This window comes from Achromobacter sp. CF-sbj1-Ac2-l, from assembly GCF_052698165.1.
Genome location: NZ_CP199855.1, coordinates 4,831,324 through 4,854,937 on the forward strand (window position 1 = coordinate 4,831,324; position 23,614 = coordinate 4,854,937).

The window sequence follows — 23,614 nt, forward strand, 5'->3', positions numbered from 1 at the left end:
AAAAGCCGGCCGCGCCACTATAAAAACCCGGGACGCGCGCCAGCATTCGGCCGAATCATGGAGGAGACAAATCCATGGCACCCGCAAGGAAACCGCAGCCCCCCAGCTTCGCGGCGGAACACCGCCGCCATGTCCTCAAGACCCTCTTGTACGCCGCGCTCGCCGCGGGCGGGCTGGTCGCCGGCCCCGCGCACGCGGACGACTGGCCCAGCAAACCCATCAAGGTCATCGTGCCCTACACGCCGGGCGGCTCCACCGACATCGTCACGCGCATCGTGGTCGAAAAGCTCGGGCCGCGCCTGAAGCAGACCATCATTGTCGAAAACCGCCCCGGCGCCAACAGCAGCGTGGGCTCGGCGATCGCGGCCAAGGCCGCCCCGGACGGCTACACCTTCCTGTCGATCCTGCCGGCCTACATCATCAACTTCCATCTCTACAAACTGGGCTACAAGCCGGACGACCTGGTTCCCGTGGCACAGATGGCCGACCTGCCGCTGTTCCTGTTCGTGGCGCAGGACCTGCCCGTGAACAGCGTGGCAGAGCTGGTGGAATACGCCCGCAAGCACCCCGACAAGCTCACCTATGCCTCCAGCGGCAACGGCTCCAGCGCGCACCTGACCGGCGCCGATTTCGCGCTGCGCAACAAGATCACCATGACGCACGTCGCCTACAAGGGCAGCGCGCCGATCCTCACCGACCTGCTGGGCGGCCGGGTGTCGATGGTGTTCGATCCCATCCTGGTGCCGATGCAGTACGTCAAGCAGAACCGCCTGAAGGCGCTCGGCTTCACCGGCAAGCAGCGCTGGCCCACAGAGCCGTCGATTCCCACCATGGAAGAGGCCGGCATGCCGGGCTTCGTCACCGGCTCCTGGGCCGGCCTGATGGCGCCGGCCAACACGCCCAAGCCGATCATCGAACGCATGGCGCGCGAGATCAGCGAGATCGTGCAGGAGCCGGACGTGCGCCAGAAATTCCTGGACGCCGGCTTCCTGCCGGCCAGCGGCACCTCGGCGCAGTTCGCCGAACTGATGAAGCAGGACTCGGCGCGCTATGCGGGAATCATCAAGCAGGCCCGCATCACCGTGGACTGATGGCCGCGGGGCGCGCCGGCAACCCGCGCCCCGCCTGATACGAAGGCAACCATGATCGACAAGTTCATCGACACCCCCGCCGCCGCCGTGGCCGACATCCACGACGGCGCCACCGTGCTGGTCAGCGGCTTCGGCGGCGCCGGCATGCCCACCGAACTGCTGCACGCCCTGATCGACCAGGGCGCGCGCGAACTCACCGTGGTCAGCAACAACGCCGGCAACCACGAGACCGGCCTGGCCGCGCTGATCAAGGCCGGCCGCGTGCGCAAGGTGATCTGCTCGTTTCCCAAGGCCTCGCATTCGTGGGTCTTCGACGACCTGTACCGGCGCGGCGCCATCGAACTGGAATGCGTGCCGCAGGGCACCATCGCCGAACGGCTGCGCGCCGCCGGCGCCGGCCTGGGCGGCTTCTTCACCCCCACGGCCTATGGCACCGAACTGGCCGCCGGCAAGGAAACCCGCGTCATCGACGGCCGCGGCCATGTCTTCGAAACCCCATTGCACGGCGACTTCGCGCTGGTCAAGGCCGACCTGGCCGACCGCTGGGGCAATCTCACCTACCGCAAGAGCGCCCGCAACTTCGGCCCCATCATGTGCATGGCCGCGAAAACCACCATCGTGCAGGTGCGCGCCAAGGTGGCGTTGGGCGAGCTGTCGCCCGAGGCCGTGGTGACGCCGGGCATCTTCGTCAAGCGCGTCACCCAGGTGGCGCACTCCGCGTTCTCCAGTTGAAGGATTCCCCATGCCCACTCCCCTGACCCGCGAAGCCATGGCGCGGCGCCTGGCGCAAGACATTCCCGACGGCAGCTACGTCAACCTGGGCATCGGCATGCCGGTGCTGGTGGCCGCGCACCTGCCCGCCGGCCGCGAGATCGTGCTGCACAGCGAAAACGGCATTCTCGGCATGGGCCCGCCGCCGGCCGAGGACGACATCGACCTGGACCTCATCAACGCCGGCAAGCAGCCGGTGACGCTGCTCGAAGGCGGCGCCTACTTCCACCACGCCGACTCCTTCGCCATGATGCGCGGCGGCCACCTGGACATCTGCGTCATGGGCGGCATGCAGGTCGCGGCCAACGGCGACCTGGCCAACTGGTCGCTCAACAAGCCCGGCGAGGCGCCGGCCGTGGGCGGCGCCATGGACCTGGCGGTGGGCGCGCGCAGCGTCTACATCCTGATGGAGCACAACAGCAAGGACGGCTCGCCCAAGATCGTCGAGCGCTGCGCCTATCCGCTGACCGGCGCCGGCGTGGTCGACCGCATCTACACCGACCTGGCCGTGATCGACGTGACGCCCGACGGCCTGTGGGTCCGGGATATGATCGACGGCATGACATTGACAGCGCTACAGGCACGCACCGGCGCGCCGCTGCGCGCAGGCTGATGCTGCCCCACCTTCCCCCGCCCGGCTACGCCGCGCCCCTCGCTCCCGAGGATCACCCTGATCAGTTGCGCGGCGATCCCGACTACATGCTGACGCTGGCGCGCGGCCTGCACGTGATCCGCGCCTTCGGCACCCGCCGCCATCCGCAGACCGCGGCCGAACTGGCGCGCCGCGCCGGCCTGCCGCGCGCGGTGGTGCAGCGCTGCCTGCACACGCTGATCCTGTTGGGCATCGCCGAACAGCATGGCCGCCAGTACATCCTGACGCCGCGCATCCTGGGGCTGGGCTATGCCTACTTCTCGTCCACGCCATTCGTCTCGCTGGCGCAGCCGGTGCTGGAGGAACTGAGCGCCAGCGTCAACGAGACCTGCGCGCTGGCCATCATGGAAGGGCACGAAATGCTCTACCTGGCGCGCTCGGAAGTGAACCGGCTGCTGGCCACCTCGATGGGGCTGGGCAGCAGGCTGCCGGCCTATTGCACCTCGATCGGCCGGGTGCTGCTGGCGCAGTTGTCCGAGCCGGCGCTGGCGCGCTACTTCGCCGCCATCGAACTGCAGCCCTACACCGAGTTCACCATCACCACCGAAGCGCGGCTGCGGGCCGAGCTGGCGCGTATCCGCGAGCAGGACTACGCGGTGGTCGACCAGGAACTCGAATTGAATGTGCGCGCCATCTCGGTGCCGGTGCGCTCGGCCAGCGGCAAGGCCTGCGGCGCCGTCAACGTCAGCGTCAAGGCGGCGCGGGTGCCGCTGGAGCGATTGACGGGGGAATTCCTGGCGCCAATGCGCCAGGCGGTGGCCAGGATCGGGGAATTCCTGGCGGCCTGAGCGGCCGCCCCCCCTCCTACAAGTCCGTGGTGTCGAGCGTGAACGCGGCGGCGGCGCGGCCGATGCGGTCGTTGACCGCGTGCCACGCCTCGCTGTCCGGCGGCGCCTGCACGATGATGCGCGCGAAGCCTTGGCCGTCCAGGTCGCGCAACAACGCGTACAGCGCCTGGGCGTAGCGCGCCGGATCGGCCGGCACCTGTTGCCACTGGATGCGCGCATCGACGGCCGCCGGCGGCGGCGTGTACGCCACCACCACGACCTTGCCCGGCGGCAGGCCGCGGCCTTGCAGCGCGGCTTGCAGGCGCGCGTCGGACGCCAGTTCCAGCGCCGTGCGCGGCGCATAGTGCGCCTTCAGCGTGCCCGAGGCGCGCGGCGCGGCGGCGTCGGGCGCGAACACCTGCACGCCCAGCACGGCCTCGATCTGCGCGGCGCTGATGTGGCCGGGGCGCAGCAGCACCGGGCCGGCGCCGCGGTCCAGCCGCGACAGGTCCAGGATGGTCGATTCGATGCCGACCTCGGCGGCGCCGCCTTCCAGCACCGGCATGCCGGCCGCGACCTCGTCGGGAAATTCGTGGCGCACGTGGTCGGCGCGGGTGGGAGATACCTGGCCGAACTTGTTGGCCGACGGCGCGGCCACGCCGCCCTGCCCGTTCGGCTTGCCGGCCGCGAACGCCGCCAGCAGCGCCTGCGCCACCGGATGCGAGGGGCAGCGGATGCCGATGCTGTCCTGGCCGCCGCTGACGGTGTCGGCGATGTGCGGCGCGCGCTTGAGGATCAGCGTCAGCGGACCGGGCCAGAAGGCGTCGATCAGCAGACGCGCCTCGGGCGGCACCTCGGCCGCCCAGTACGACAGGTCGCCCTGCGGCGCGATGTGCACGATCACCGGGTGGTTCGACGGCCGGCCCTTGGCGGCGTAGATCCTGCCCACGGCCTGCGGGTTCTCGGCGTCCGCGCCCAGGCCGTAGACGGTCTCGGTCGGGAACGCGACCAGCTCGCCGGCCAGCAGGCGCCGGGCGGCGTCGGCGATGTCCGCGGCGCTGGCGGAGTCGGGCGAAGCGGACATGGCGTTACTCGGGCGCCTGCATGCCCAGCGCGGCGGCGACACGCGCCGCGTCGGCCTGGGCCTGCTGCAGCGTCGGCGCGACGATGGTGACGTGGCCCATCTTGCGCCCGCGGCGCGCCTCGCGCTTGCCGTACAGGTGCAGCTTGGCCGTGGGCACCGCCAGCGCGGCGGCCCAGTCGGGCTCGCGCTGCGCGTCGCCGGAGGCCGACGGATACCAGATGTCGCCCAGCAGGTTCAGCATCACGGCGGGCGCCAGCAGGTCGGTGCCGCCCAGAGGCAGGCTGGCCATGGCGCGCGCCTGCTGCTCGAACTGGCTGGTGAGGCAGGCGTCCATGGTGTAGTGGCCGCTGTTGTGCGGACGCGGCGCGATCTCGTTGACGATCAGGCTGCCGTCCCGGAGCACAAAGAATTCCACGCACAGCACGCCGTGGTAGCCCAGGCCCTGCGCGATGGCCTGCGCGGCCGCGGTGGCCTGCGCCTGGCGTTCGGCGTGGGCGGCGTCGAGCTTGACCGGCGCCGCCGTCGACACGGCCAGGATGCCGTCGCGGTGCACATTGCGCGCCACCGGGAACACCACGCTGGAACCGTCGAAACCGCGCGCGAGCACGACCGAGATTTCGTAGTCCAGCGGCATCAGCGCTTCCAGCACGCAGGCCACGCCGCCGAACTCGGCGAACGCGGCCAGCGCGGCCTCGCGCGAATCGATGCGGGCCTGGCCCTTGCCGTCGTAACCCAGGCGCGCGACCTTGAGGATGCCGGGGAACAGGCTGTCGGGCGCGGCGCGCAGGTCGGCCTCGCTGCGGATGGCGGCGTGCGGCGCGACCGGGATGCCCTGGCTGGCGATGAAGGCCTTCTCGGCGATGCGGTCCTGCACGATGGCGACCGCGTCGGCGGCCGGGCTGACGCGACAGCGGGTCGCCAGCGCGCGCAGGCTGTCGGCCGGCACGTTCTCGAATTCGGTGGTGACGGCCTGACAGGTCTGCGCCAGGCGCGCGAGGCCGTCTTCGTCGTCATAGGCGGCCTGGATGTGCAGGTCCGCCACCATGCCCGCCGGGCATTCGGCGGCCGGGTCCAGCACCGCGACCTTGTAGCCCAGGCTTTGCGCCGCGTGACAGAACATGCGGCCCAGTTGGCCGCCGCCCAGCAGGCCGAGCCAGCCGCCCGGGGCAATGGTGAAAGCAGTCGATTGCGTCATGGGGATCAGGCCTCGGGCGGAACCTTCATGTCGCGCGCGGCCTGCGTCTGGCGCGCGCGGAATGCCACCAGCTTCTTGTGCAGGCCGGCGTCGGTGCCCGCCAGCGTGGCGATCAGGTGCAGCGCGGCGTTGGCGGCGCCGGCCTCGCCGATGGCGAAGGTGGCCACCGGCACGCCCTTGGGCATCTGCACGATGGACAGCAGCGAATCCTCGCCGCGCAGGTACTTGGACGGCACCGGCACGCCGAACACCGGCACTTCGGTCAGGGCCGCCATCATGCCCGGCAGGTGGGCCGCGCCGCCGGCGCCGGCGATGATGCCGCGCAGGCCGCGATCAAACGCGGCGGCGCCGTACTCGGCCATGTCCTGCGGCATGCGGTGCGCGGAAATCACGCGCGCCTCGTACGGCACGCCGAAGTCTTCGAGCATGGTGACGGCGTGCTTCATGACCTCCCAATCGCTGGAGGAACCCATAATCACGCCCACCACGGGGGTGGCCTGCGCCGCTGCGAAAGTCTTGGCTGTCATAACCGGTGTCGAGTCGTTGAAAGGCCGCGGCCGTGCCGCGAAACCCGGTATTTTACCCGGCGCCGGCGCCACCCCTAGGGCGTATTGCCCGAACCCAGCCAGAGATAGCCGGTGGGATTGTCCGGGCAGGGCCCGAAACCGCATTGCAGCGTGGTGCTGCCCAGGTTGGCGAGCACCATGATGAAAAACAGGGCCATGATGATTACGCCCAGCGCCGACACCGGCCGCTTGAGCATGTTGTCGCCCCATTTGCGATCCACCGACAGCATCAGCACGCAGAACACGATCAGGACGCTGAAGGCGATAAAAGCCCAGGTGTAGAAGTGCAGGCCCAGGAACGGCGTGCCATAGCCCGGGTCGCCCGGCGCGATGTGCAGCAGCACCTGGCGGCCCGCCGCCACCATGCCGCCGAGCGAGGCGGCAATCGTCATGGCGTAGTGCATGGGTGACGGGCCCAGCCGCAGGTTCAGCAGCAACCCCACCCCGGCCAGCATGAAGGCCACGCGTTGCAGCAGGCAGAGCGGGCAAGGCGGCTCGTCGTAGGCGAATTGCCAGGCGAAGGCCAGTCCCAGGATCGTCGTCACGCCCAGCAGGGCCAGGGCATTGAGCACGCGCGAGCCGCGCGCGGGATTGCGGGAAAAGATCATGTCGGCGGGCCTACAGCGACAGCGCCAGCGGGCTGGTCATGTGGAACTGGCACCAGGCGGCGAACACGCCCAGGGTGATCAGCCAGAAGGCGACGCAGGGACGGCGCTTGCCCAGCAGACCGAACCACACGGCGACCAATCCGGTCAGGAAAGGCAACATCATGATCATGCGCAGCTCCTTTCTTCGTCCGGTGGGCGATGCGCCCAGGCGGCGGCTGCGGGCCGCGTCCGGCAAGTTGGCGGAAAGGAGGCCGCGCGAGCACGCCGCCGGCCTCCGGATGCAGGTTGCCGGCGAGTATAGCGTAACAATACGCAATAATTTTTACGGAAAAGCAGGGATTTCCCTGACCGTCCGGCCGACGCGGACAAAAAAAACCGCCCGGTTCACGGGCGGCTCTCGGGGCGCGGCGCGCGCGTCAGGCGACCAGGCGGTCGAGCGCTTCGCGGTACTTGGCGGCGGTCTTTTCCAGCACGTCCTGCGGCAGGCGCGGCGCGGGCGGGGTCTTGTCCCAGGTCTGGGTCTCGAGCCAGTCGCGCACGAACTGCTTGTCGAAGGAAGGCGGGCTGATGCCCACGCGGTAACCGTCGGCCGGCCAGAAGCGCGAGGAATCCGGCGTCAGCACTTCGTCCATCAGGTACAGCGTGCCGTCGTCGTCCAGGCCGAACTCGAACTTGGTGTCGGCGATGATGATGCCCTTGGTGGCGGCGAATTTGGCCGCCTCGGCATACAGCTTGAGCGTGACGTCGCGGATGCGCTCGGCCATTTCCTGGCCGACTTCCTTGACCACGTGGGCAAAATCGACGTTTTCGTCGTGCATGCCGAACTCGGCCTTGGCGGCCGGCGTGAAGATCGGCTCGGGCAGTTGGCTGGCCTGCTGCAGGCCGGCGGGCAGCTTGATGCCGCAGACGGCGCCGGTGGCCTGGTAGTCCTTCCAGCCGGAACCGATCAGGTAGCCGCGGGCCACCGCTTCCACCAGGATCGGCTTGAGGCGCTTGACCACCACGGCGCGGCCGCGCACCTGGTCGACTTCATCGGGCGCCACCACGTCTTCGGGCTTGATGCCGGTGGAGTGGTTCGGCAGGATGTGGGCCAGCTTCTGCAGCCAGAACTCGGTCAGTTCGGTCAGCACCTGCCCCTTGCCGGGGATGGGATCGTCGAGGATGACGTCGAACGCCGAGATGCGGTCCGATGCGACGATCAGCAACTTGTCGTCGCCCACCGCGTACATGTCGCGGACCTTACCGCGGCCCAGCAGCGGCAAGGACTTGATGCTGGATTGATGCAAAGCAGAAGTCACGGAAAAATGGCCTATGGCAAAAATGGGGGTCGCGCAAAGCGCATAGGTTACTGCAAATAGCCCCGTCTTGCCGCGCGTCGGGCCGCGGGTTAGTCTGGCCGGATGCCAAAAAATGCGCCGGCCGCGCACCGCGTCACGGCGCCCCCTTTTCACCTGGAGGAGACACAGTCGTATGCAGGATGCAACCCAGAAACGCCCGCCCCACGCCGACGCGCAGGTCCACCTGACCGGCGGCTGCCAATGCGGGGCGGTGCGCTACGCGGTGACCGACGAACCCATCATGGCGGCCACCTGTCATTGCCGCGATTGCCAGTATTCCAGCGGCGGCGCGCCGGCCCACGCGCTGATCCTGCCGGCCGGCTCGGTCACCCTGCTGCGCGGCCAGGCGCGCGAACACCGTTACCAGGGCGATTCCGGCCATACCGTGATGCGCAGCTTCTGTGCGGACTGTGGCACGCCGCTGTTCGGCGGCTCGGAAGGCATGGGCTACGAAGTGGTGCGGGCCGGATCCCTGGACGATCCCGAGGCCTTCCACACCCGCGTCAGCATGTGGACCGATTCGGCGCCGTCCTGGCACCATGTGGACCGGACCGTGCCGAACTTCCCCCGCAACGCCCCGCCCGCCTGAGGCGCGCGCGACAGGCACGAAAAAAAGGCGGGCCCTCGCGGGCCCGCCTTTTTGCTGCCCGCCTTCCATGCAGGGAAGGCGGCCGGCGGCTTACTGCACCACCTGGGCCAGCTTGCCCGAGGCGTACTGGGCGGCGATCTCGGTCAGCGGCAGGGCCTTGATCTTGCTGGCGTTGCCGGCGGTGCCGAACTCGGTGTAGCGAGCCACACAGATCGCCTTGGCGGCGGCGCGGGCCGGCTTCAGGTATTCGCGCGGGTCGAACTTCTCGGGATTCTCGGCGAAGAAGCGGCGGATGGCGCCGGTCATGGCCAGACGGATATCGGTGTCGATATTGATCTTGCGCACGCCGTACTTGATGGCTTCCTGGATTTCCTCGACCGGCACGCCGTAGGTTTCCTTCATGTTGCCGCCGAATTCACGGATCTCGGCCAGCAGTTCCTGCGGCACGCTGGAGCTGCCGTGCATCACCAGGTGGGTGTTGGGCAGGCGGGCGTGGATTTCCTTGATGCGGGCGATCGACAGGATGTCGCCGGTGGGCTTGCGCGTGAACTTGTAGGCGCCGTGGCTGGTGCCGATGGCGATGGCCAGGGCGTCGAGCTGGGTGCGGCGCACGAAGTCGGCGGCCTGCTCCGGATCGGTCAGCAGTTGGTCCATGGTCAGCTTGCCGTCGGCGCCGTGGCCGTCTTCCTTGTCGCCTTCCATGGTTTCGAGCGAGCCCAGGCAGCCCAGTTCGCCTTCGACCGTCACGCCCAGCTTGTGGGCCACGTCCACCACCTTCTTGGTGACTTCGACGTTGTAGTCGTAGTCGGCGATGGTCTTGCCGTCTTCCTTGAGCGAGCCGTCCATCATGACGCTGGAGAAGCCCAGGTCGATGGCGCCCTGGCAGACCTTCGGCGACTGGCCGTGGTCCTGGTGCATGACCACGGGGATGTGCGGGTAGGACTCCACGGCGGCCTGGATCAGGTGCTTCAGGAAGCCTTCGCCGGCGTACTTGCGGGCGCCGGCCGAGGCCTGCATGATCACCGGGCTGTCGGTCTCCGCCGCGGCTTCCATGATGGCCTGGACCTGTTCCAGGTTATTGACGTTGAATGCCGGAATGCCGTAGCCGTGCTCGGCGGCGTGGTCGAGCAACTGGCGCATGGAGACTAGGGCCATGTGTGGTCCTCCTTAGGTACTGTCGATTGAAAGATGGTTGAAATCGAGCGGGATGGTGGGATTTTACGGGGGATTCGAAGAAAGGTCTTGAAACGGCCGGTATCCCTATCCACCAGGACTAAACCGGCCGCCGGAGCCGCGCGCGAACCGCGTCCGCCGTCCGGCCAGGATCGGCCCGGGACGCGGCCGGGCAGCCCCGCTCAGGGCCGTCCCGCGTGCGGCACGTCCACCTCGGCCACCAGAATCCGCCCCTCTGGTTTGGCGCGGCGGTTGGCCTCGATGAAATCGGGCGCCGCCGCCATGAACAGCGTCTTGCCGTCCGGCCCGCCCAGGGCCGCGGCGAAGATGCCCAGGTCGCCAGTATCGATCTGTTCCAGGATCCGGCCGCCGCGGGCCATCCGCACGATGCGCTTGCCGATGGCGTCGGCCACCCACAGCGCGCCCTCGGCGTCCAGCGCGCCGCCGTCCGGGCCGATGGCCGAGGCCGCGATCAGCACCGACAGGTCATCGGAATCCGGCAGCGCGCCGAAATGGGCCCAGTCGCGCCGAGGCCCCAGGGCGCCGTCAGGCAGGATGTCGAATTCCGAGATCCGGTTGCCGAAGGTCTCGTTGACGATCAGGGTCTTGCCGTCGGGGGTGATGAACGAACCATTGGGAAACCACAGCCCATCCGCCACCACCTGGGCCACCCCGTCCGGGTCCACCCGCACCAGGGTGGTGGTGGCAAAGGGCTCGCCGGCCATCAGGTCGAAACCGAAGTTACCCACATAGGCGCGGCCCTGGGCGTCGACCACCAGGTCGTTGATGGGGCCGCCGGTCAATGCCGACAGGTCCGCGTGCGGCACCAGTCGGCCATCCCGCTCGCGCCGCAGCAGCCTGCGGTCCTTCATGGAGGAGATCAGCAGCCGCCCGTCGGGCAGCCAGCCCAGGCCGGAGGGCTGCTCCAGCACCCGGCAGATCACCTCCGCCCGCCCCAGCAGGTCGACGGCGATCACCTTGCCCGTATAGAAATCGGAGGCCCACAGGCGCCCGTCGTGCCAGCGCAGGCCCTCCAGGAACGTATACCCCGACACCAGCACGGACAATTCGCGTTTCGGCATAGCTCTGTCTCCTATAAGGGGGGCCTGTGTGACCCTTTTTTGTGTCGCCCGGCGGCGCACAGGCGGCCAGGCCGGACCATTTTGTCATGCTCCGGCCGCCCTGGCAGTCAGGTATGACCCGTCCCCAACCTGACAACTAACTGTCAGGTTGGCGGCGTTAACATCGCGCCCCAAGGGTTAACCCGCGCCACTCCGGGTCCCCTCCGGCATATCCTTCATTGGACCGTTTCGCCCCGCCCCATGCCGGCGGGTAAGGCCTATCCGGCCAACCGACCAGGTCCCTGTTTTCCGTTTTTGAAGATGAATACTAAGAAGCTGACGCGTTACATCGGCATTGCCATGGTGCTGGGCGTCGTGGTGGGCTATTTCTGCAACAAGTACGCGCAGAACGCGCAAGAGGCCAAGGACATCGCCTCGTACTTCAGCCTCATCACCGACATCTTCCTGCGCATGATCAAGATGATCATCGCGCCCCTGGTATTCGCCACCCTGGTGTCCGGCCTGGCCAGCATGAGCGACGCCAGCGCCGTCGGCCGCATCGGCCTGCGCGCCATGTTCTGGTTCATCGCGGCCTCGGCCATCTCGCTGCTGCTGGGCCTGGCGCTGGTCAACATCTTCCAGCCCGGCGCCCACCTGAACCTGGCGCTGCCCGACGCGGCCGCCAGCGCCGGCCTGAAGACCGGCGACTTCACCCTCAAGGCCTTCATCGCGCACGTGTTCCCCAAGAGCATCGCCGAAGCCATGGCCAACAACGAGATCCTGCAGATCCTGGTGTTCTCGCTGTTCTTCGGCGCGGCGCTGTCGTTCATCCGCGGCAAGGGCCACAACACGATCTACACCATGATCGACGAGCTGGCCAAGATCATGTTCCGCGTCACCGACTACGTGATGCGCTTTGCGCCGCTGGGCGTGTTCGCCGCCATGGCCGCCGCCATCACCACCGAGGGCCTGGGCGTGCTGGTCAGCTACGGCAAGCTGATCGGCGAGTTCTACCTGGGCCTGGCGCTGCTGTGGGCCATCCTGTTCGGCGTCGGCTACCTGTTCCTGGGCAAGTCCACCTTCCGCCTGGGCGGCCTGATCAAGGAACCGACCCTGCTGGCCTTCTCGACCGCCAGCAGCGAATCGGCCTACCCCAAGACCATCGAGGCGCTGGAGCGTTTCGGCGTGTCCAAGCGCATCTCGGGCTTCGTGCTGCCGCTGGGCTACTCGTTCAACCTGGACGGCTCGATGATGTACCAGTCGTTCGCGGTGCTGTTCATCGCGCAGGCCTACAACATCGAGATGAGCTTCTCGCAGCAGTTGACGCTGCTGCTGGTGCTGATGGTCACCAGCAAGGGCATGGCCGGCGTGGCGCGCGCCTCCCTGGTGGTGGTGGCGGCGACGCTGCCGATGTTCCACCTGCCCGAGGCCGGCCTGCTGCTGATCATGGGCATCGACCAGTTCTTCGACATGGGCCGCACCGCCACCAACGTGGTCGGCAACAGCCTGGCCACCGCCGTCATCGCCAAGATGGAAGGCAAGGAAGAGGACCTGGCGGCCGGCGCCCCGTCCAGCCCTGCCACGGACACGGACTCGACGCCGGTGCGGACGGCCTCGCGCGAGGCCTGAACGGAACGCGCCAATACCTTCACGCCCCATGAAAAACGGGCCCCGCGCATCCACCGCGGGGCCCGTTTCTCATGGATCGGCCGGCAGCCCGCCAGGGACCGCCGCGCCAACTCAATCGTTGACCGAGCACGACACCGGCGCGCCGTCCTCGAATTCGACGTCGTAGGTATGGACCGGGTCCCACGGCAGCGTGAACCACAGTTCGTAACCATCGCCGTCCTCGTCGAACAGCCACAGCGCGCGCAGCACGGCCCTCTCGGCCATCGCCTCGGCGGTTTCCTCGCGCAGCAGTTGGTCGTCCTCGATGCCGAGCTTCTTGTAGTGCTCGTACGAGTAGTTGTCCAGCAGAAAGTCCGCCGCGGCCAGGATCTGCTCGTCGAGATTGCCGATGATGGCCTTGACCACCTTGGAAGCCGCGCCATCCGGCTCTTCGCCGTCGGTCTGGACCATGACGTGGATCGGCGGGCGGCCCTCGCCCACGGGCACGTTTTCCGCGGCCCAGAGATCGGGTTCTTCGGGGTCCTGGGTGAAGTTGAATCGTGCCATTGCGTGCTCCGGAAAATAAGGCAGACAGGCCGCCCGCTCGTTGGCGGCGTCCTCGTCCACCCATTTAACCAGATGCGCGTGTCCGCCGCTTGTCCATCGACAAGCTTCGGCGGTTTGCTCAGGCAGCCACCAGGCCGTTGGCCTCGGCCACCGGCGCCGGCACGCGAGCCGGCGCGTAGTGCGTCGAGAACACCAGGCGGCCGGCGCTCCAGGTATGGCTGATCAGCGGCAGCGCGCCGACCTGCGCCACCGCCACCAGGTCGGCGCGCTGGCCGACCGCGATACGGCCCCGATCGCGCAGGCCGCAGGCGTCGGCCGGATTGGCCGTCACCAGCGCGATCGCCTGCGACAGCGTCAGCTCGGTCTGCGCCGCGACCGCGAAGGCCGCGGCGATCAGGGTCGAGGGCTGGTAGTCCGAGCACAGGCAGCTCGCCACGCCGGCGCGGATCGCGTCGATGGCGCGCATCGACCCGCTCTGGCTCTTGCCGCGCAGCACGTTGGGCGCGCCCAGGATGGTGGGCAGGCCGCAGGAGACGGCGGCGCGGGCGGTGTCCAGGGTGATCGGGAATTCGCTCATCGCCACGCCCAGGTTGCGCATGGTGGCGATGCGATGGATCGAATCGTCGTCATGGCTGGCGGTCGGGATGCCCAGGCCGCGCGCATGCGCCAGCAGGGTCTCGACCCGCTGCACCGCGCCGTCCTGGGCGCGGGCCTTGGCGTGCGCGGCCGCTTCGGCCTGCTCGCGGCTCATGGAATGGTTGCCGATCATGTACTGCAGGTACGACTCCAGCGTCTTGAACTGGCCCTGGCCGGGCGAGTGGTCCATCACCGACAGCAGGTCCACCGCGCCCTCGTCCATCAACTGCCGCAGCACCGGCACCGAGGTCGCGTCGGTGATTTCGTAGCGGCAATGCACGCGGTTGTCGACCAGGCTGTGCTGGCGGAAGGCGCGCACGCCGCGCACCACCTGGGCGGCGGTCTCGTTGTTGCGCACGCCCAGGTCGCTGTTGGCGAACGACAGCGCGTGGTAGGGCGTGGTGATGCCGGCCGCGGCATTGCGTCGGTCCACCTGGGCCACCGCGAAGTCCAGCGGGAATAGCACCTTCGAGCGCGGCTCGGCTTCCTTTTCGATGGCGTCGCAATGCAGGTCGACCAGGCCCGGCACCAGCGTCAGGCCACGCAGGTCGATCTCGTGCGCGCCGCGGGCGCCGTCAGGCGCGATGGCGGCGATGACGCCGTCCTCGATCATGACAGCGCCGTCTTGCAGCACGCGGTCCGGCAGCACGACGCGGGCGTGGGTCAAGTAGGTACGGGTCATGCTTACTCCAGTTCGACGGCGGCTTGCGCGGGGCGTAGCGCCAGGACGCGCGATGCCACCGCGTCGCGCACTTCTTCATCGTGGAAGATGCCCAGCAGGCAGCGGCCGGCGGCGCGCGCTTCGCGGATCAGCTCCACCACCACGGCGCGGTTGTCCGGGTCCAGCGAGGCGGTCGGCTCGTCCAGCAGCAGGATCGGATGCTGGGCGATGAAACCGCGGGCGATGTTGACGCGCTGCTGCTCGCCGCCCGAGAAGGTGGCGGGCGCCAGTCCCCACAGGCGCTGCGGCACGTTCAGGCGCCGCAGCATGGCGCCGGCGCGCTCGCGGGCCTCGTCCGGCTCGACGCCGGCCATGCGCAGCGGCTCGGCCACCACGTCCAGCGCCGACACGCGCGGAATCACCCGCAGGAACTGGCTGACGTAGCCGAGGACGTCGCGCCGCAACGCCAGGATGCGCTGCTCGGGCGCGCCGACCAGTTCCACCCAGTCATCGCCGGCGCGCACGCGGATGCTGCCTTCGGTGGCCAGGTAGTTGCCGTACAGGCAGCGCAGCAAGGTGCTCTTGCCGGTGCCCGAAGGGCCCGCCAGCACCAGGCAGTCGCCGGCGGCGGCGTCGAAATCGACCGCCTCCAGCACCGGCAGGCGGATGCCGCCCTGGTTATGCAGGGTGAACATCTTTCCGAGGCCCCGCACCTCGATCATGGGTTTCGCGACAGTCATGGTCAGCTCTGCAAAATGGAAGACACCAGCAACTGGGTGTAGGGATGCTGCGGATCGTCGAGGATCTGGTCGGTCAGGCCGCTTTCGACCACCTCACCGCCGCGCATCACCAGGGTGCGGTGCGCCAGCAGGCGCGCCACCGCCAGATCGTGGGTGACCACGATCGCGGCCAGGCCCAGGTCGGTCACCAGTTGGCGCAGCAGGTCCAGCAGGCGGGCCTGCACCGACACGTCCAGCGACGCGGTCGGCTCGTCCATGAACACCAGGCGCGGATGGGTCACCAGGTTGCGGGCAATCTGCAGGCGTTGCTGCATGCCGCCGGAGAAAGAAGCCGGCGCGTCGTCCAGGCGTCCCGCGTCGATCTCCATCTTCCGCAGCCAGCCGCTCGCGGCCTGGCGCAGTTCGCCGTAGTGGCGGTCGCCCACCGCCATCAGGCGTTCGGCGATGTTGGCGCCGGCGCTGACCTGCATGCGCAGGCCATCGCGGGCGTTCTGGCGCACGAAGCCCCAGTCGGTGCGGGCCAGCAGCCGCAGGCGCGCGCCGGACAGCGCGGCCAGGTCGGTGAAACCCTGGTCGCGGGTGTCGTACCAGACACTGCCGGCGTCGGGCGCGGTCTGGTACGACACGGCCGACAGCAGTGTGCTCTTGCCGGAACCGGACTCGCCCACCACGCACAGCACCTCGCCGGGGAACAGGTCGAAACTGACGTTGCGGCAACCGTGCACGCCGTCCCAGGTGCGCGTCATGCCGCGCACGGAAAGCAAGGGTTGGGCGTTCATGCGGTGGCTTCCTTTGCGGCCTGCGCGGCCTGGCGGTCGTTGCAGTATTCGGTATCGGAGCAGACGAAGCGGCGGGTGCCGGCATCGTCCAGGATGATCTCGTCGAGGAAGCTGTCGCGCGAGCCGCACACGTCGCAGCATTCCGACCACTTCTCCACGGTGAAGGGATGGTCCTCGAAGTCCAGGCTCTTGACCCGGGTGTAAGGCGGCACCGCATAGACCCGCTTCTCGCGGCCGGCGCCGAACAGCATCAGCGCCGGGCTGTTGTCCAGCTTGGGGTTGTCGAACTTCGGGATCGGCGACGGCCGCATCATGTAGCGGTCGTTGACGATCACCGGGTAGTCGTAGGTGGTGGCGATGTGGCCATGCTGGGCGATGTCCTCGTACAGCTTGACGTGCATGCCGCCATATTCGGCCAGCGCGTGCATGGTGCGGGTCTCGGTCTCGCTCGGTTCGAGCCAGCGCAGCGGCTCGGGGATCGGCACCTGGAACACCATGATCTGGTCGGCCCGCAGCGGCGTTTCCGGAATGCGGTGGCGCGTCTGCACGATGCTGGCGTCGCGGGTCGATTCGGTGGTGGCCACGCCGGTCACGCGACCGAAGAAGCGGCGGATGTTGATGGCGTTGGTGGTGTCGTCCGAGCCCTGGTCGATCACCTTGAGCACGTCGCCCGGGCCGATGATCGACGCCGTCACCTGGATGCCGCCCGTGCCCCAGCCATAGGGCAGCGGCATCTCGCGGCTGCCGAACGGCACCTGGTAGCCGGGAATCGCCACCGCCTTGAGCAGCGCGCGGCGCAGCATGCGCTTGGTGGACTCGTCCAGGTAGGCGAAGTTGTAGTGCTCGTCGCGTTCGACCGCGGCGCCGGGAGTGGGGGAAGTCGTCATGAGGAAATGGCCTCGTCGAGCTGGCGGGTGTTCTCGGGGGCCGGCGCGGCGCGCTCGGCGCGCAGGCGGCGCAGCAGTTCCAGGTTGGCCTGGAAGTCCACGTAGTGCGGCAGCTTCAAGTGCTGCACGAAGCCGGAGGCCTCGACGTTGTCGCTGTGGTACAGCACGAACTCGTGGTCATTGGCAGGCGAGTCGGCGCGTTCGCCGAGTTCCTGCGCCTTCATGGCGCGGTCCACCAGCGCCATCGACATGGCCTTGCGCTCGCCGTAGCCAAAGGTCAGGCCATAGCCGCGGGTGAACTTGGGGCCTTCCTCGGCGTTGCCGGCGAACTGGCTCACCATCTGGCATTCGGTGATCTCGATCTCGCCCACCGTGACGGCGAAACCCAGTTCCTCGATGTGCATCTCGACTTCCACGAAACCGTAGCGGATCTCGGCGGCGAACGGGTGCGTGTTGCCGTAGCCGCGCTGCGTGGAATAGCCCATCGACAAGAGGAAGCCCTCGTCGGCGCGCGCCAGATTCTGCAGGCGAGCGGCGCGCGAGGCAGGAAAGTCCAGCGGCTGGCGCGTCAGGTCGAACGGCTCGGGATCGCCCTCGGGCACCGCCTCGGCGTCGATCAGGTCGTCGTGCGCCAGCAGGTCGGTGACGCGCGGCATGGCGCTGTCCAGCGGCTCGCCGCCCGCCGGCAGGGCGTCGGCCTCGCGCTCGGCCTCCAGCGAGAAGTCCAGCAGGCGCTGGGTGTAGTCGTAGGTCGGCCCGAGGATCTGGCCGCCGGGCACGTCCTTGAAAGTCGACGAGATGCGGCGCTGCAGGCGCATGGCGCCGGTGTCGATCGGCTGGGTGTAGCCGTAGCGCGACAGCGTGGTGCGGTAGGCGCGCAGCAGGAACACCGCTTCGATCACGTCGCCGGCGGCCTGTTTCAGCGCCAGCGCCGCCAGTTGCGGATCGTAGAGCGAGCCTTCGGCCATCACGCGCGACACCGCCAGCGGCATCTGTTCGCGGATCTGGTCCAGGCTCAGTTCGGGCAGGGCCCGGTCGCCGCGCCGATAGTCGTCCAGCATTCTGTAGGAATTGAGGATGGCGCGTTCGCCCCCTTTGACGGCCACATACATGTCAGCTCTCCACGCGCGTGCCGCGAGGCAGCGCGCACAGTTGCCGCCCGTGCGTCAGGAACACGTCGACGCCCAGCGGAAAACGTTGATGGTTGATGCGCCAGTCGCGCCAGAAACCGTCCGGCAGGCCGGCGGCGCGCAGCGCCTGGCGGCTCTGGATGCCGGGGCCGGTCAGCGTGACCTCGGCGCCCGCGTCCAGCGACGCGACCTCGATGAGCAGCGTCGTGGACAGATCCGGATAGGCCGGGTCGCCGGGATGGCACGACGCCAGCGCGGGCGCGCTGCCGCCAGCCGGCACTGCCGCGAAGCGCGCCAGAGAGGCCGACGGCACCATCGGGCAGGCGCAATGGAAGCGCAGGAAATCGAGCACGCCGGCGTCCAGGCCCTGCGGCAGCCAAAGCGGCGTGTCCACGTCCACCAGCGTCAGCAGCAGCGCGGTCAGCGCCGGCGACAGGCCGGCCGGCACGCCGCTGGCGGCGGCCACTTCATACACGCGGCCCGGATGCGCCATGGCGTCGAGCGCGGTGCGGAAGGTGGCCTGGGCGTCGTTCACCGGGTCCGCGAAGCCCGGCAGCAGCTTGCGGCTCGCGGCGGCCGCGCCAAGAAGTTCTTGATGCATGTCAGTCCTCGCCTCGCACCATCGTGAAGAATTCGACCTTGGTCTGCGCGGCGACGCGCGCCTGGCGCTCGACGCGCTCGGCGCGTTCGCGCGCCAGCGGCTGGATCAACTGCGCCTGCACCGTGTCGTGCCAGTCGGGCAGTTGCAGCAGCGCGTCGGCCACCGCGGCCTGCTCGGCATGGCGCAGCGAACGGCCCTGCACGTAGGCGATGCCGACCACGCCGTTGTCCAGGCTGACGGCGCAACGTGTCACCGTCATTTCGCCCAGGTTGAAACGCGCCCCGGTGCCGCCGCTGCGGGCCCGCGCCATGGCCATGCCGGTCTGCGCCGGGCGCAGCATCTGATACGGCGGCACGCCGCCAAGCGCGCCGAACGCCCCTTCCAGCATGGCCGGATCGGCCAGCGCCAACACCCGCATCCAGGCGGCCCGTTGCGCCTGGATTTCACCCTGCGCGGTTTGTGGATGGTCCATTATTTCCTCTAAACGTCTAGACGACTGGATGGAGTATGATCGCGTTCAAGTGGAAGTTCAACAGCCTGGCGTGAATTTTTGATGACAGTTGCGGCGGGGACGCATTGCCTATCCCGCGTCCGCCGCTTGGTGCACAATCACAGCCATTCTTGATGAAGCTGATATGACAGCACGAGCACATCCTATGGTCGAAAGAGGTTCCGGTATCGCCGTGTGGCGACAGATCGGCGAGTCGCTGGCGGACGACATCCGCAACAAGTTGTACATGGCGGGCGAGCAACTGCCCTCCGAACCGGAGCTGGCCGCCAAGTTCTCCGTCAACCGCCACACCATCCGGCGCGCCATGGGCGAGCTGGAACAGAGCGGGCTGGTGCGCATCGAGCAGGGGCGCGGCACCTTCGTGCAGGAACACGCCATCGACTACGCCATCGGCAAGCGCACGCGCTTTTCCGAGAACCTGCGCAGCCAGGGCATGCTGGGCCACCTCGAAGCCCTGGGCAGCCAGACGCTGCGCGCCGCCGACATCGCCAAGCACCTGGGCCTGGCGCGCAACGCCCCGCTGCTGCGGGTGCAGATGGTGGGCAAGGCCGAGAACCGCCCCATCAGCACCTCCGAACACTACTTCGACGAAAAGCGCTTCCCCGACTTCATCGAGCGCATGAACGCGCTGCGCTCGGTCTCGAAGGTCTACGCCCACTACGGCATCGGCGACTACACGCGCAAATGGTCGCGCATCACCGCCACGCTACCGTCTCCGGAAGTGGCGCGCATCCTCGGCCAGCCCAAGACGCGCCCGATCCTGCAGGTCGAGGCGCTGAACGTGGACCAGGCCGGCGCGCCGTTGCAATACAGCATCACCCGCTTCGTCGGCGACCTGGTCCAGCTCATGGTGGCCGACGACAGTTGAGGCCGGTGCGCGGCGGCCGCGCGCGGCCGCTTGCGCCGCCCTGCGATTTCACTCATCTAGACATCTGGTTGTAATGCTACACCGCTAACTTTCCATTCATGAACCAAGCACACGCCCCCTCGCCCCTGGCCGGTGTCACAGGCCAACGTATCCTGACCCCGCGCGGCATCGAGCACGCCAGCCTGCGATTCCATGGAGGACTGATCGACGACGCCAGCAACGCGGCCGCGCGCGGCGCGGCCTGGTTCGACGCCGGCAACCTGCTGGTGCTGCCCGGCATCGTCGACCTGCATGGCGACGCCTTCGAACGCGCCATCATGCCGCGCCCCAGCGTCACTTTCCCCTACGACGGCGCCCTGTTCGACGTCGACCGCCAACTGCTGGCCAACGGCATCACCACCGAATTCCACGGCGTCACGCTGTCGTGGGAAGGCGGCCTGCGCGGCGAGGCCTACGCCGAGCGCATGTTCGCCGCGCTGGAACGCATGGGACACATCATGGGCGCGCGCCACTATGTGCACCTGCGCTTCGAGACCCACCACGTCGGCGGGGTCGAGACCGCGCAGCAATGGATCCGCGACGGCCGCGTGCGCTTCGTCGCGCTCAACGACCATCTGCCCAGCATGGCCCGCCGCCTGGGCGACGACCGCAAGCTGCTGCAGTACGCCGACCGCGCCGAATGCGACCTGGACACCTTCCAGGAACGCATCCGCCGCGCCATGGGCGCGGCCGACTCGGTGGCCGACGCCATGCGCGAGCTGACCGCCAGCGCCCAGGCGGCCGGACTGCGGGTCGCCTCGCACGACGATCCCGACGCCGCCACCCGCCGCTACTATCACCAACTGGGCTGCGGCGTGGCGGAATTCCCGCTGACGCGCGAGGCGGCCAGCGTGGCCCGCGACCTGGGCAACTCGGTCGTCTTCGGCGCGCCCAACGTGGTGCGCGGCGGCAGCCACACCAACGCCCCCAGCGCCACTGAAATGATCCGCGCCGGCCTGTGCGACATCCTGACCTCCGACTACTACTATCCCGCGCCGCTGGCCGCCGTGCTGCGTCTGGCCAACGACGGCGTGCTGCCGCTGGAACAAGCCTGGAACCTGGTGTCGCTGAACCCGGCCCGCGCCGCCGGCCTGCAGGATCGCGGCGCGCTGGCGCCCGGACTGATCGCCGACGCCATCGTGGTCGATGACCACGTGCCCGGCCTGCCGCGCGTCTGCGCCGCCATCGTCGGCGGCGAACTGCGCTACGCCACCCGCGCCTTCGGTGACGACCACAATCAGCGCATGGCGGCCTGATCATGCCGTCGGCCCACCGCTATGCGTTGTATCTCGCCCCCGCCGGCCCCTGGCGCGAACTGGGCAGCCGCTGGCTGGGCCGTTGCGCCGACACCGGCCAGGCCCTGCCGCCGCTGCCCGGCCAGCCCGAGGCCGCGCGCGACTGGACCGAGGCGCCGCGCCATTACGGCCTGCACGCCACGCTGAAGCCGCCCTTCCGGCTGCGCCCCGGCGCCGCGCCGCAGGACGTGGACGCCGCCGCGCGCCGACTCGCCGCCGGCGAAAGCGCCTTTGCCATCCAGCTTGAATGCGAGCCGCTGCGTGGCTTCCTGGCGTGGCGCATCGCCGCCGCCGACACCGACGGTCAGGCCCGCATCAACGCCCTGGCCGCCGCCGCCGTGCGCGGCCTGGACGACCTGCGCGCGCCCGCCACCGCCGCCGAACTGGCCCGGCGCCAGGCGCACGCGCTGTCGCCCGAACAGCAGGCCATGCTGGCGCGCTGGGGCTACCCCTATGTGTTCGACACCTTCACCTTCCACATCACGCTGACCGGCAAGCTCGACGGCGCCGCGCTGGAGCAGGCGCGGGCCGGCATCGCGGCGTTCGCCGATCCGCTGCGCGGCCAGCCCTTGGCGGTGCCCGGCGTCAGCGTCTACGTCCAGCCGCAAGCGGGGGCCGACTTCATCGTCGCGCGCCACTATCCCTTCGATGGCGGCCACATCGACGCGGCGGGCGCGGCCTACCTGCAAGGATCGGCGACGGCATGAACCCGCCCGTTCCCGCCAGCGGCGAACGCCTGGTCTACCTGATGGGCGCCTCCGGCAGCGGCAAGGACACCCTGCTGCGGCTGCTGCGCGCCGGGCTGCGCGACAACGAACCGGTGCTGGTGGCGCACCGCTACATCACGCGCGATAGCGGCGCCACCGAAGACGCACTGTGCCTGAGCGCCGAAGAATTCGCGCGCCGCGCCGCCCTGGGCTGTTTCGCCTTGCGCTGGACCAGCCACGGCCTGCAGTACGGCATTGGCATCGAGGTCGACGCCTGGCTGGACGGCGGCGCGGCCGTCATCATCAACGGCTCGCGCGCGCACCTGGCCGAGGCGCACCGGCGCTATCCGGCGCTGACGGCTGTCGAGGTCACGGTCGACCCCGCGCAACTGGCGCGGCGGCTGGCGGCGCGCGGCCGCGAAACGTCCGAACAGATCGCGCTGCGCCTGCAACGCGCCGCGCAGGACTTCCCTGTCCCCGAGGGATGCCGCCTGCTGCGCGTCGGCAACAACGGCGCGCCGGAAGCCGCCACCGCCGAACTGCTGGATATCGCCCGCGGCCGGCTGATCGCGTAGCCCGCGCCGGCATCACCGCGAAACGGCCGCCGCGGAGCCACGGCCGCGCCGGCCGGGCGCCTCACTCCCGCGGTCGAGCGTCCGGCCCCAGGTCGGCGCACAGCTCCAGCAGGATGTCGGAAAAACACTCCTCGGCCGCCAGCGCCTGCTCGCGCCGGCGGCGGATCAGGTTGATCGGCGGCAACTCCCAGCCGAAGTCCCACGGCACCATGCCCAGCTTGCCGCGCTGGCACAGCTCGCGCGCGATGTCCTCGGGCACCACCGACATCAGCGCGGGGTTGGCGCTCAGCATGCCCTCGATCACATCGGTGGAATAGGCTTCCAGCACCGGCGCCGGCGAACGCAGGCCGGCGCGGATGAAGTGTTCGACGATCAGTTGGCGCGTCGGCGTGTTGACCGCCGGCAGCACCCAATCCATCCGCGCCACCGCCGCCCAGTCCGCCTCGCGCCGCGCCAGGCGCTGCGCCAATCGGCTGTGCGCGATCAGGCGCGGCCGCTGGCGGTACAGCACGCGATGGGTCAGGTCGTCCTGCGCCAGGGTCGAGGTCGCCCGGCTGATGATGCAATCGAGCTCGTGCCGCCGCAGCATCGGCACTAGGTGGTCGGTGGTGGCGCGGTGCAGCGTCAGGGTCACGCCGTGGCGCTGGTGCAGCCGGCCGATGGCGGCGGTCAGCAGCGCGCTCGACACGTAAGGCACCACGCCGACATGCAGATGCGCCGCGCGGCCGTCGTGCAGCGCCTCGACCTCGCGCGCCCACAGGTCCAGGTCGCCCTGCATGCGGCGGGCCCGCACCAGCGCCAGCTCGCCCAGCGGCGTGGGCTGCATGCCGCGCCCGGTGCGCAGGAACAGCGGCGCGCCGAAGATGTCTTCGAGCTCGGCCAGCGCCTTGGTGGCGGCGGGCTGGCTGATGCCGGTGGCGGCCGCCACGCGGGTCAGCGTGCCGTGCTTGGCGATATTCGCCAGCAGCACCAGGTGGCGGTGGCGCAGGCGGTTGGCGAGTCGGGCGGCGTCCCAGGTCAAGGCGGTCTACTCATAACTGATTGGTTATTCAATTATGCCAACAACGGACACATCAGTTATTTCACGATCCTATACTGCGCCGTATCCCCACCTCG

The 23,614-nt window shown here is 69.1% G+C and carries 27 protein-coding genes; 10 read left to right on the forward strand and 17 right to left on the reverse strand.

Annotation, left to right across the window (positions count from 1 at the left end; genetic code table 11):
* The first annotated feature begins 74 nt into the window (after positions 1-74).
* The 4 genes from ACUDCK_RS22085 to ACUDCK_RS22100 are packed head-to-tail and all read left to right on the forward strand — an operon-like array spanning position 75 to position 3,302.
* Positions 75-1,091, forward strand: a complete 1,017-nt coding sequence (locus ACUDCK_RS22085) for a Bug family tripartite tricarboxylate transporter substrate binding protein (protein ID WP_175167530.1) — start codon at positions 75-77, stop codon at positions 1,089-1,091.
* 51 nt (positions 1,092-1,142) lie between these two features.
* The gene (locus tag ACUDCK_RS22090) at positions 1,143-1,823 is read left to right on the forward strand and encodes a 3-oxoacid CoA-transferase subunit A (RefSeq protein ID WP_175167529.1); all 681 of its coding nucleotides are present in this window, start codon (positions 1,143-1,145) and stop codon (positions 1,821-1,823) included.
* A 10-nt stretch (positions 1,824-1,833) separates the two neighbouring features.
* Positions 1,834-2,475: a 3-oxoacid CoA-transferase subunit B gene (locus ACUDCK_RS22095; RefSeq protein ID WP_049075471.1), complete on the forward strand. Its 642-nt coding sequence runs from the start codon at positions 1,834-1,836 to the stop codon at positions 2,473-2,475.
* Positions 2,475-3,302, forward strand: coding sequence for an IclR family transcriptional regulator domain-containing protein (locus ACUDCK_RS22100; RefSeq protein ID WP_049075473.1), 828 nt, complete (start codon positions 2,475-2,477; stop codon positions 3,300-3,302). The genes ACUDCK_RS22095 and ACUDCK_RS22100 overlap by 1 nt, the downstream gene beginning before the upstream one ends.
* A gap of 16 nt (positions 3,303-3,318) precedes the next feature.
* On the opposite strand, the gene ACUDCK_RS22105 is transcribed toward ACUDCK_RS22100, so the two are convergent.
* The 6 genes from ACUDCK_RS22105 to ACUDCK_RS22130 form a co-directional block, all read right to left on the reverse strand.
* Complete coding sequence (locus tag ACUDCK_RS22105) at positions 3,319-4,365, reverse strand: L-threonylcarbamoyladenylate synthase (RefSeq protein WP_175167528.1); 1,047 nt, start codon at positions 4,363-4,365, stop codon at positions 3,319-3,321.
* A 4-nt stretch (positions 4,366-4,369) separates the two neighbouring features.
* The gene (locus ACUDCK_RS22110; protein WP_175167527.1) at positions 4,370-5,560 is read right to left on the reverse strand and encodes a 5-(carboxyamino)imidazole ribonucleotide synthase; all 1,191 of its coding nucleotides are present in this window, start codon (positions 5,558-5,560) and stop codon (positions 4,370-4,372) included.
* Between the two features lie 5 nt (positions 5,561-5,565).
* A complete protein-coding gene (purE, locus tag ACUDCK_RS22115; RefSeq protein WP_175167526.1) occupies positions 5,566-6,087 on the reverse strand; it encodes a 5-(carboxyamino)imidazole ribonucleotide mutase in 522 nt (173 codons plus the stop codon).
* Between the two features lie 74 nt (positions 6,088-6,161).
* Positions 6,162-6,734, reverse strand: a complete 573-nt coding sequence (locus ACUDCK_RS22120) for a disulfide bond formation protein B (RefSeq protein ID WP_054501046.1) — start codon at positions 6,732-6,734, stop codon at positions 6,162-6,164.
* Between the two features lie 10 nt (positions 6,735-6,744).
* Complete coding sequence (locus ACUDCK_RS22125; protein WP_006390808.1) at positions 6,745-6,903, reverse strand: DUF5993 family protein; 159 nt, start codon at positions 6,901-6,903, stop codon at positions 6,745-6,747.
* A 247-nt stretch (positions 6,904-7,150) separates the two neighbouring features.
* Positions 7,151-8,032, reverse strand: a complete 882-nt coding sequence (locus ACUDCK_RS22130) for a phosphoribosylaminoimidazolesuccinocarboxamide synthase (protein ID WP_049075485.1) — start codon at positions 8,030-8,032, stop codon at positions 7,151-7,153.
* Positions 8,033-8,204: 172 nt separating this feature from the next.
* On the opposite strand from ACUDCK_RS22130, the gene ACUDCK_RS22135 reads away from it, so the two are divergent.
* The gene (locus ACUDCK_RS22135; protein WP_054501045.1) at positions 8,205-8,660 is read left to right on the forward strand and encodes a GFA family protein; all 456 of its coding nucleotides are present in this window, start codon (positions 8,205-8,207) and stop codon (positions 8,658-8,660) included.
* Between the two features lie 90 nt (positions 8,661-8,750).
* On the opposite strand, the gene fba is transcribed toward ACUDCK_RS22135, so the two are convergent.
* A complete protein-coding gene (gene fba / locus ACUDCK_RS22140; protein WP_049075489.1) occupies positions 8,751-9,815 on the reverse strand; it encodes a class II fructose-bisphosphate aldolase in 1,065 nt (354 codons plus the stop codon).
* 200 nt (positions 9,816-10,015) lie between these two features.
* Positions 10,016-10,915, reverse strand: a complete 900-nt coding sequence (locus tag ACUDCK_RS22145) for an SMP-30/gluconolactonase/LRE family protein (protein ID WP_054501044.1) — start codon at positions 10,913-10,915, stop codon at positions 10,016-10,018.
* 300 nt (positions 10,916-11,215) lie between these two features.
* Here ACUDCK_RS22145 and ACUDCK_RS22150 point away from each other — a divergent pair, with 300 nt between their 5' ends.
* Positions 11,216-12,523 carry a dicarboxylate/amino acid:cation symporter gene (locus ACUDCK_RS22150; protein ID WP_054501043.1) on the forward strand — a complete coding sequence of 436 codons (1,308 nt, stop codon included), beginning with the start codon at positions 11,216-11,218 and terminating at the stop codon, positions 12,521-12,523.
* A 111-nt stretch (positions 12,524-12,634) separates the two neighbouring features.
* Here ACUDCK_RS22150 and ACUDCK_RS22155 read toward each other — a convergent pair whose 3' ends face one another.
* From ACUDCK_RS22155 to phnG, 8 genes are all read right to left on the reverse strand, one after another.
* Positions 12,635-13,069, reverse strand: a complete 435-nt coding sequence (locus ACUDCK_RS22155; RefSeq protein ID WP_175167525.1) for a hypothetical protein — start codon at positions 13,067-13,069, stop codon at positions 12,635-12,637.
* 118 nt (positions 13,070-13,187) lie between these two features.
* The gene (locus ACUDCK_RS22160) at positions 13,188-14,387 is read right to left on the reverse strand and encodes an alpha-D-ribose 1-methylphosphonate 5-triphosphate diphosphatase (protein ID WP_144655329.1); all 1,200 of its coding nucleotides are present in this window, start codon (positions 14,385-14,387) and stop codon (positions 13,188-13,190) included.
* A gap of 2 nt (positions 14,388-14,389) precedes the next feature.
* Positions 14,390-15,106: a phosphonate C-P lyase system protein PhnL gene (phnL, locus tag ACUDCK_RS22165; protein WP_064528281.1), complete on the reverse strand. Its 717-nt coding sequence runs from the start codon at positions 15,104-15,106 to the stop codon at positions 14,390-14,392.
* 2 nt (positions 15,107-15,108) lie between these two features.
* The gene (phnK, locus tag ACUDCK_RS22170) at positions 15,109-15,885 is read right to left on the reverse strand and encodes a phosphonate C-P lyase system protein PhnK (protein WP_054417160.1); all 777 of its coding nucleotides are present in this window, start codon (positions 15,883-15,885) and stop codon (positions 15,109-15,111) included.
* A complete protein-coding gene (locus tag ACUDCK_RS22175) occupies positions 15,882-16,772 on the reverse strand; it encodes an alpha-D-ribose 1-methylphosphonate 5-phosphate C-P-lyase PhnJ (RefSeq protein ID WP_175167524.1) in 891 nt (296 codons plus the stop codon). Before ACUDCK_RS22175 ends, phnK begins: the two co-directional genes overlap by 4 nt.
* Positions 16,769-17,884, reverse strand: a complete 1,116-nt coding sequence (locus ACUDCK_RS22180) for a carbon-phosphorus lyase complex subunit PhnI (RefSeq protein WP_175145811.1) — start codon at positions 17,882-17,884, stop codon at positions 16,769-16,771. Before ACUDCK_RS22180 ends, ACUDCK_RS22175 begins: the two co-directional genes overlap by 4 nt.
* A gap of 1 nt (position 17,885) precedes the next feature.
* A complete protein-coding gene (gene phnH / locus ACUDCK_RS22185) occupies positions 17,886-18,503 on the reverse strand; it encodes a phosphonate C-P lyase system protein PhnH (protein ID WP_064528275.1) in 618 nt (205 codons plus the stop codon).
* Between the two features lies 1 nt (position 18,504).
* A complete protein-coding gene (gene phnG / locus ACUDCK_RS22190; protein ID WP_144655331.1) occupies positions 18,505-18,975 on the reverse strand; it encodes a phosphonate C-P lyase system protein PhnG in 471 nt (156 codons plus the stop codon).
* 184 nt (positions 18,976-19,159) lie between these two features.
* Here phnG and phnF point away from each other — a divergent pair, with 184 nt between their 5' ends.
* From phnF to phnN, 4 genes are all read left to right on the forward strand, one after another.
* A complete protein-coding gene (gene phnF, locus ACUDCK_RS22195; RefSeq protein WP_054501036.1) occupies positions 19,160-19,882 on the forward strand; it encodes a phosphonate metabolism transcriptional regulator PhnF in 723 nt (240 codons plus the stop codon).
* Positions 19,883-19,980: 98 nt separating this feature from the next.
* On the forward strand, positions 19,981-21,177 hold the full coding sequence (locus ACUDCK_RS22200) for an alpha-D-ribose 1-methylphosphonate 5-triphosphate diphosphatase (protein ID WP_175167523.1): 1,197 nt from the start codon (positions 19,981-19,983) through the stop codon (positions 21,175-21,177).
* 2 nt (positions 21,178-21,179) lie between these two features.
* Entirely contained in the window at positions 21,180-21,923 is a 744-nt protein-coding gene (locus ACUDCK_RS22205) for a DUF1045 domain-containing protein (RefSeq protein ID WP_175167522.1), read from the forward strand.
* Positions 21,920-22,498 (forward strand): phosphonate metabolism protein/1,5-bisphosphokinase (PRPP-forming) PhnN, encoded by a 579-nt coding sequence (gene phnN, locus ACUDCK_RS22210; protein ID WP_175167521.1) that lies wholly within the window; start codon positions 21,920-21,922, stop codon positions 22,496-22,498. The genes ACUDCK_RS22205 and phnN overlap by 4 nt, the downstream gene beginning before the upstream one ends.
* Before the next feature lie 61 nt (positions 22,499-22,559).
* Here the strand turns inward: phnN and ACUDCK_RS22215 are convergent, their stop codons facing one another.
* A complete protein-coding gene (locus ACUDCK_RS22215) occupies positions 22,560-23,519 on the reverse strand; it encodes a LysR family transcriptional regulator (protein WP_054501032.1) in 960 nt (319 codons plus the stop codon).
* Positions 23,520-23,614: the final 95 nt, after the last annotated feature.

Bases quoted from the DNA above. Each gene is read 5' to 3' on its own strand.
- ACUDCK_RS22145 (WP_054501044.1), bottom strand. From the start codon at position 10,915: ATGCCGAAACGCGAATTGTCCGTGCTGGTGTCGGGGTATACGTTCCTG.
- phnG (WP_144655331.1), bottom strand. From the start codon at position 18,975: ATGGACCATCCACAAACCGCGCAGGGTGAAATCCAGGCGCAACGGGCC.
- phnF (WP_054501036.1), top strand. From the start codon at position 19,160: ATGGTCGAAAGAGGTTCCGGTATCGCCGTGTGGCGACAGATCGGCGAG.
- phnL (WP_064528281.1), bottom strand. From the start codon at position 15,106: ATGACTGTCGCGAAACCCATGATCGAGGTGCGGGGCCTCGGAAAGATG.
- ACUDCK_RS22160 (WP_144655329.1), bottom strand. From the start codon at position 14,387: ATGACCCGTACCTACTTGACCCACGCCCGCGTCGTGCTGCCGGACCGC.
- ACUDCK_RS22135 (WP_054501045.1), top strand. From the start codon at position 8,205: ATGCAGGATGCAACCCAGAAACGCCCGCCCCACGCCGACGCGCAGGTC.
- ACUDCK_RS22100 (WP_049075473.1), top strand. From the start codon at position 2,475: ATGCTGCCCCACCTTCCCCCGCCCGGCTACGCCGCGCCCCTCGCTCCC.
- ACUDCK_RS22150 (WP_054501043.1), top strand. From the start codon at position 11,216: ATGAATACTAAGAAGCTGACGCGTTACATCGGCATTGCCATGGTGCTG.
- ACUDCK_RS22125 (WP_006390808.1), bottom strand. From the start codon at position 6,903: ATGATCATGATGTTGCCTTTCCTGACCGGATTGGTCGCCGTGTGGTTC.
- phnN (WP_175167521.1), top strand. From the start codon at position 21,920: ATGAACCCGCCCGTTCCCGCCAGCGGCGAACGCCTGGTCTACCTGATG.
- fba (WP_049075489.1), bottom strand. From the start codon at position 9,815: ATGGCCCTAGTCTCCATGCGCCAGTTGCTCGACCACGCCGCCGAGCAC.
- ACUDCK_RS22120 (WP_054501046.1), bottom strand. From the start codon at position 6,734: ATGATCTTTTCCCGCAATCCCGCGCGCGGCTCGCGCGTGCTCAATGCC.
- phnH (WP_064528275.1), bottom strand. From the start codon at position 18,503: ATGCATCAAGAACTTCTTGGCGCGGCCGCCGCGAGCCGCAAGCTGCTG.
- ACUDCK_RS22175 (WP_175167524.1), bottom strand. From the start codon at position 16,772: ATGACGACTTCCCCCACTCCCGGCGCCGCGGTCGAACGCGACGAGCAC.
- ACUDCK_RS22095 (WP_049075471.1), top strand. From the start codon at position 1,834: ATGCCCACTCCCCTGACCCGCGAAGCCATGGCGCGGCGCCTGGCGCAA.
- purE (WP_175167526.1), bottom strand. From the start codon at position 6,087: ATGACAGCCAAGACTTTCGCAGCGGCGCAGGCCACCCCCGTGGTGGGC.
- ACUDCK_RS22105 (WP_175167528.1), bottom strand. From the start codon at position 4,365: ATGTCCGCTTCGCCCGACTCCGCCAGCGCCGCGGACATCGCCGACGCC.
- ACUDCK_RS22110 (WP_175167527.1), bottom strand. From the start codon at position 5,560: ATGACGCAATCGACTGCTTTCACCATTGCCCCGGGCGGCTGGCTCGGC.
- ACUDCK_RS22180 (WP_175145811.1), bottom strand. From the start codon at position 17,884: ATGTATGTGGCCGTCAAAGGGGGCGAACGCGCCATCCTCAATTCCTAC.
- ACUDCK_RS22155 (WP_175167525.1), bottom strand. From the start codon at position 13,069: ATGGCACGATTCAACTTCACCCAGGACCCCGAAGAACCCGATCTCTGG.
- ACUDCK_RS22090 (WP_175167529.1), top strand. From the start codon at position 1,143: ATGATCGACAAGTTCATCGACACCCCCGCCGCCGCCGTGGCCGACATC.
- phnK (WP_054417160.1), bottom strand. From the start codon at position 15,885: ATGAACGCCCAACCCTTGCTTTCCGTGCGCGGCATGACGCGCACCTGG.
- ACUDCK_RS22205 (WP_175167522.1), top strand. From the start codon at position 21,180: ATGCCGTCGGCCCACCGCTATGCGTTGTATCTCGCCCCCGCCGGCCCC.
- ACUDCK_RS22085 (WP_175167530.1), top strand. From the start codon at position 75: ATGGCACCCGCAAGGAAACCGCAGCCCCCCAGCTTCGCGGCGGAACAC.
- ACUDCK_RS22200 (WP_175167523.1), top strand. From the start codon at position 19,981: ATGAACCAAGCACACGCCCCCTCGCCCCTGGCCGGTGTCACAGGCCAA.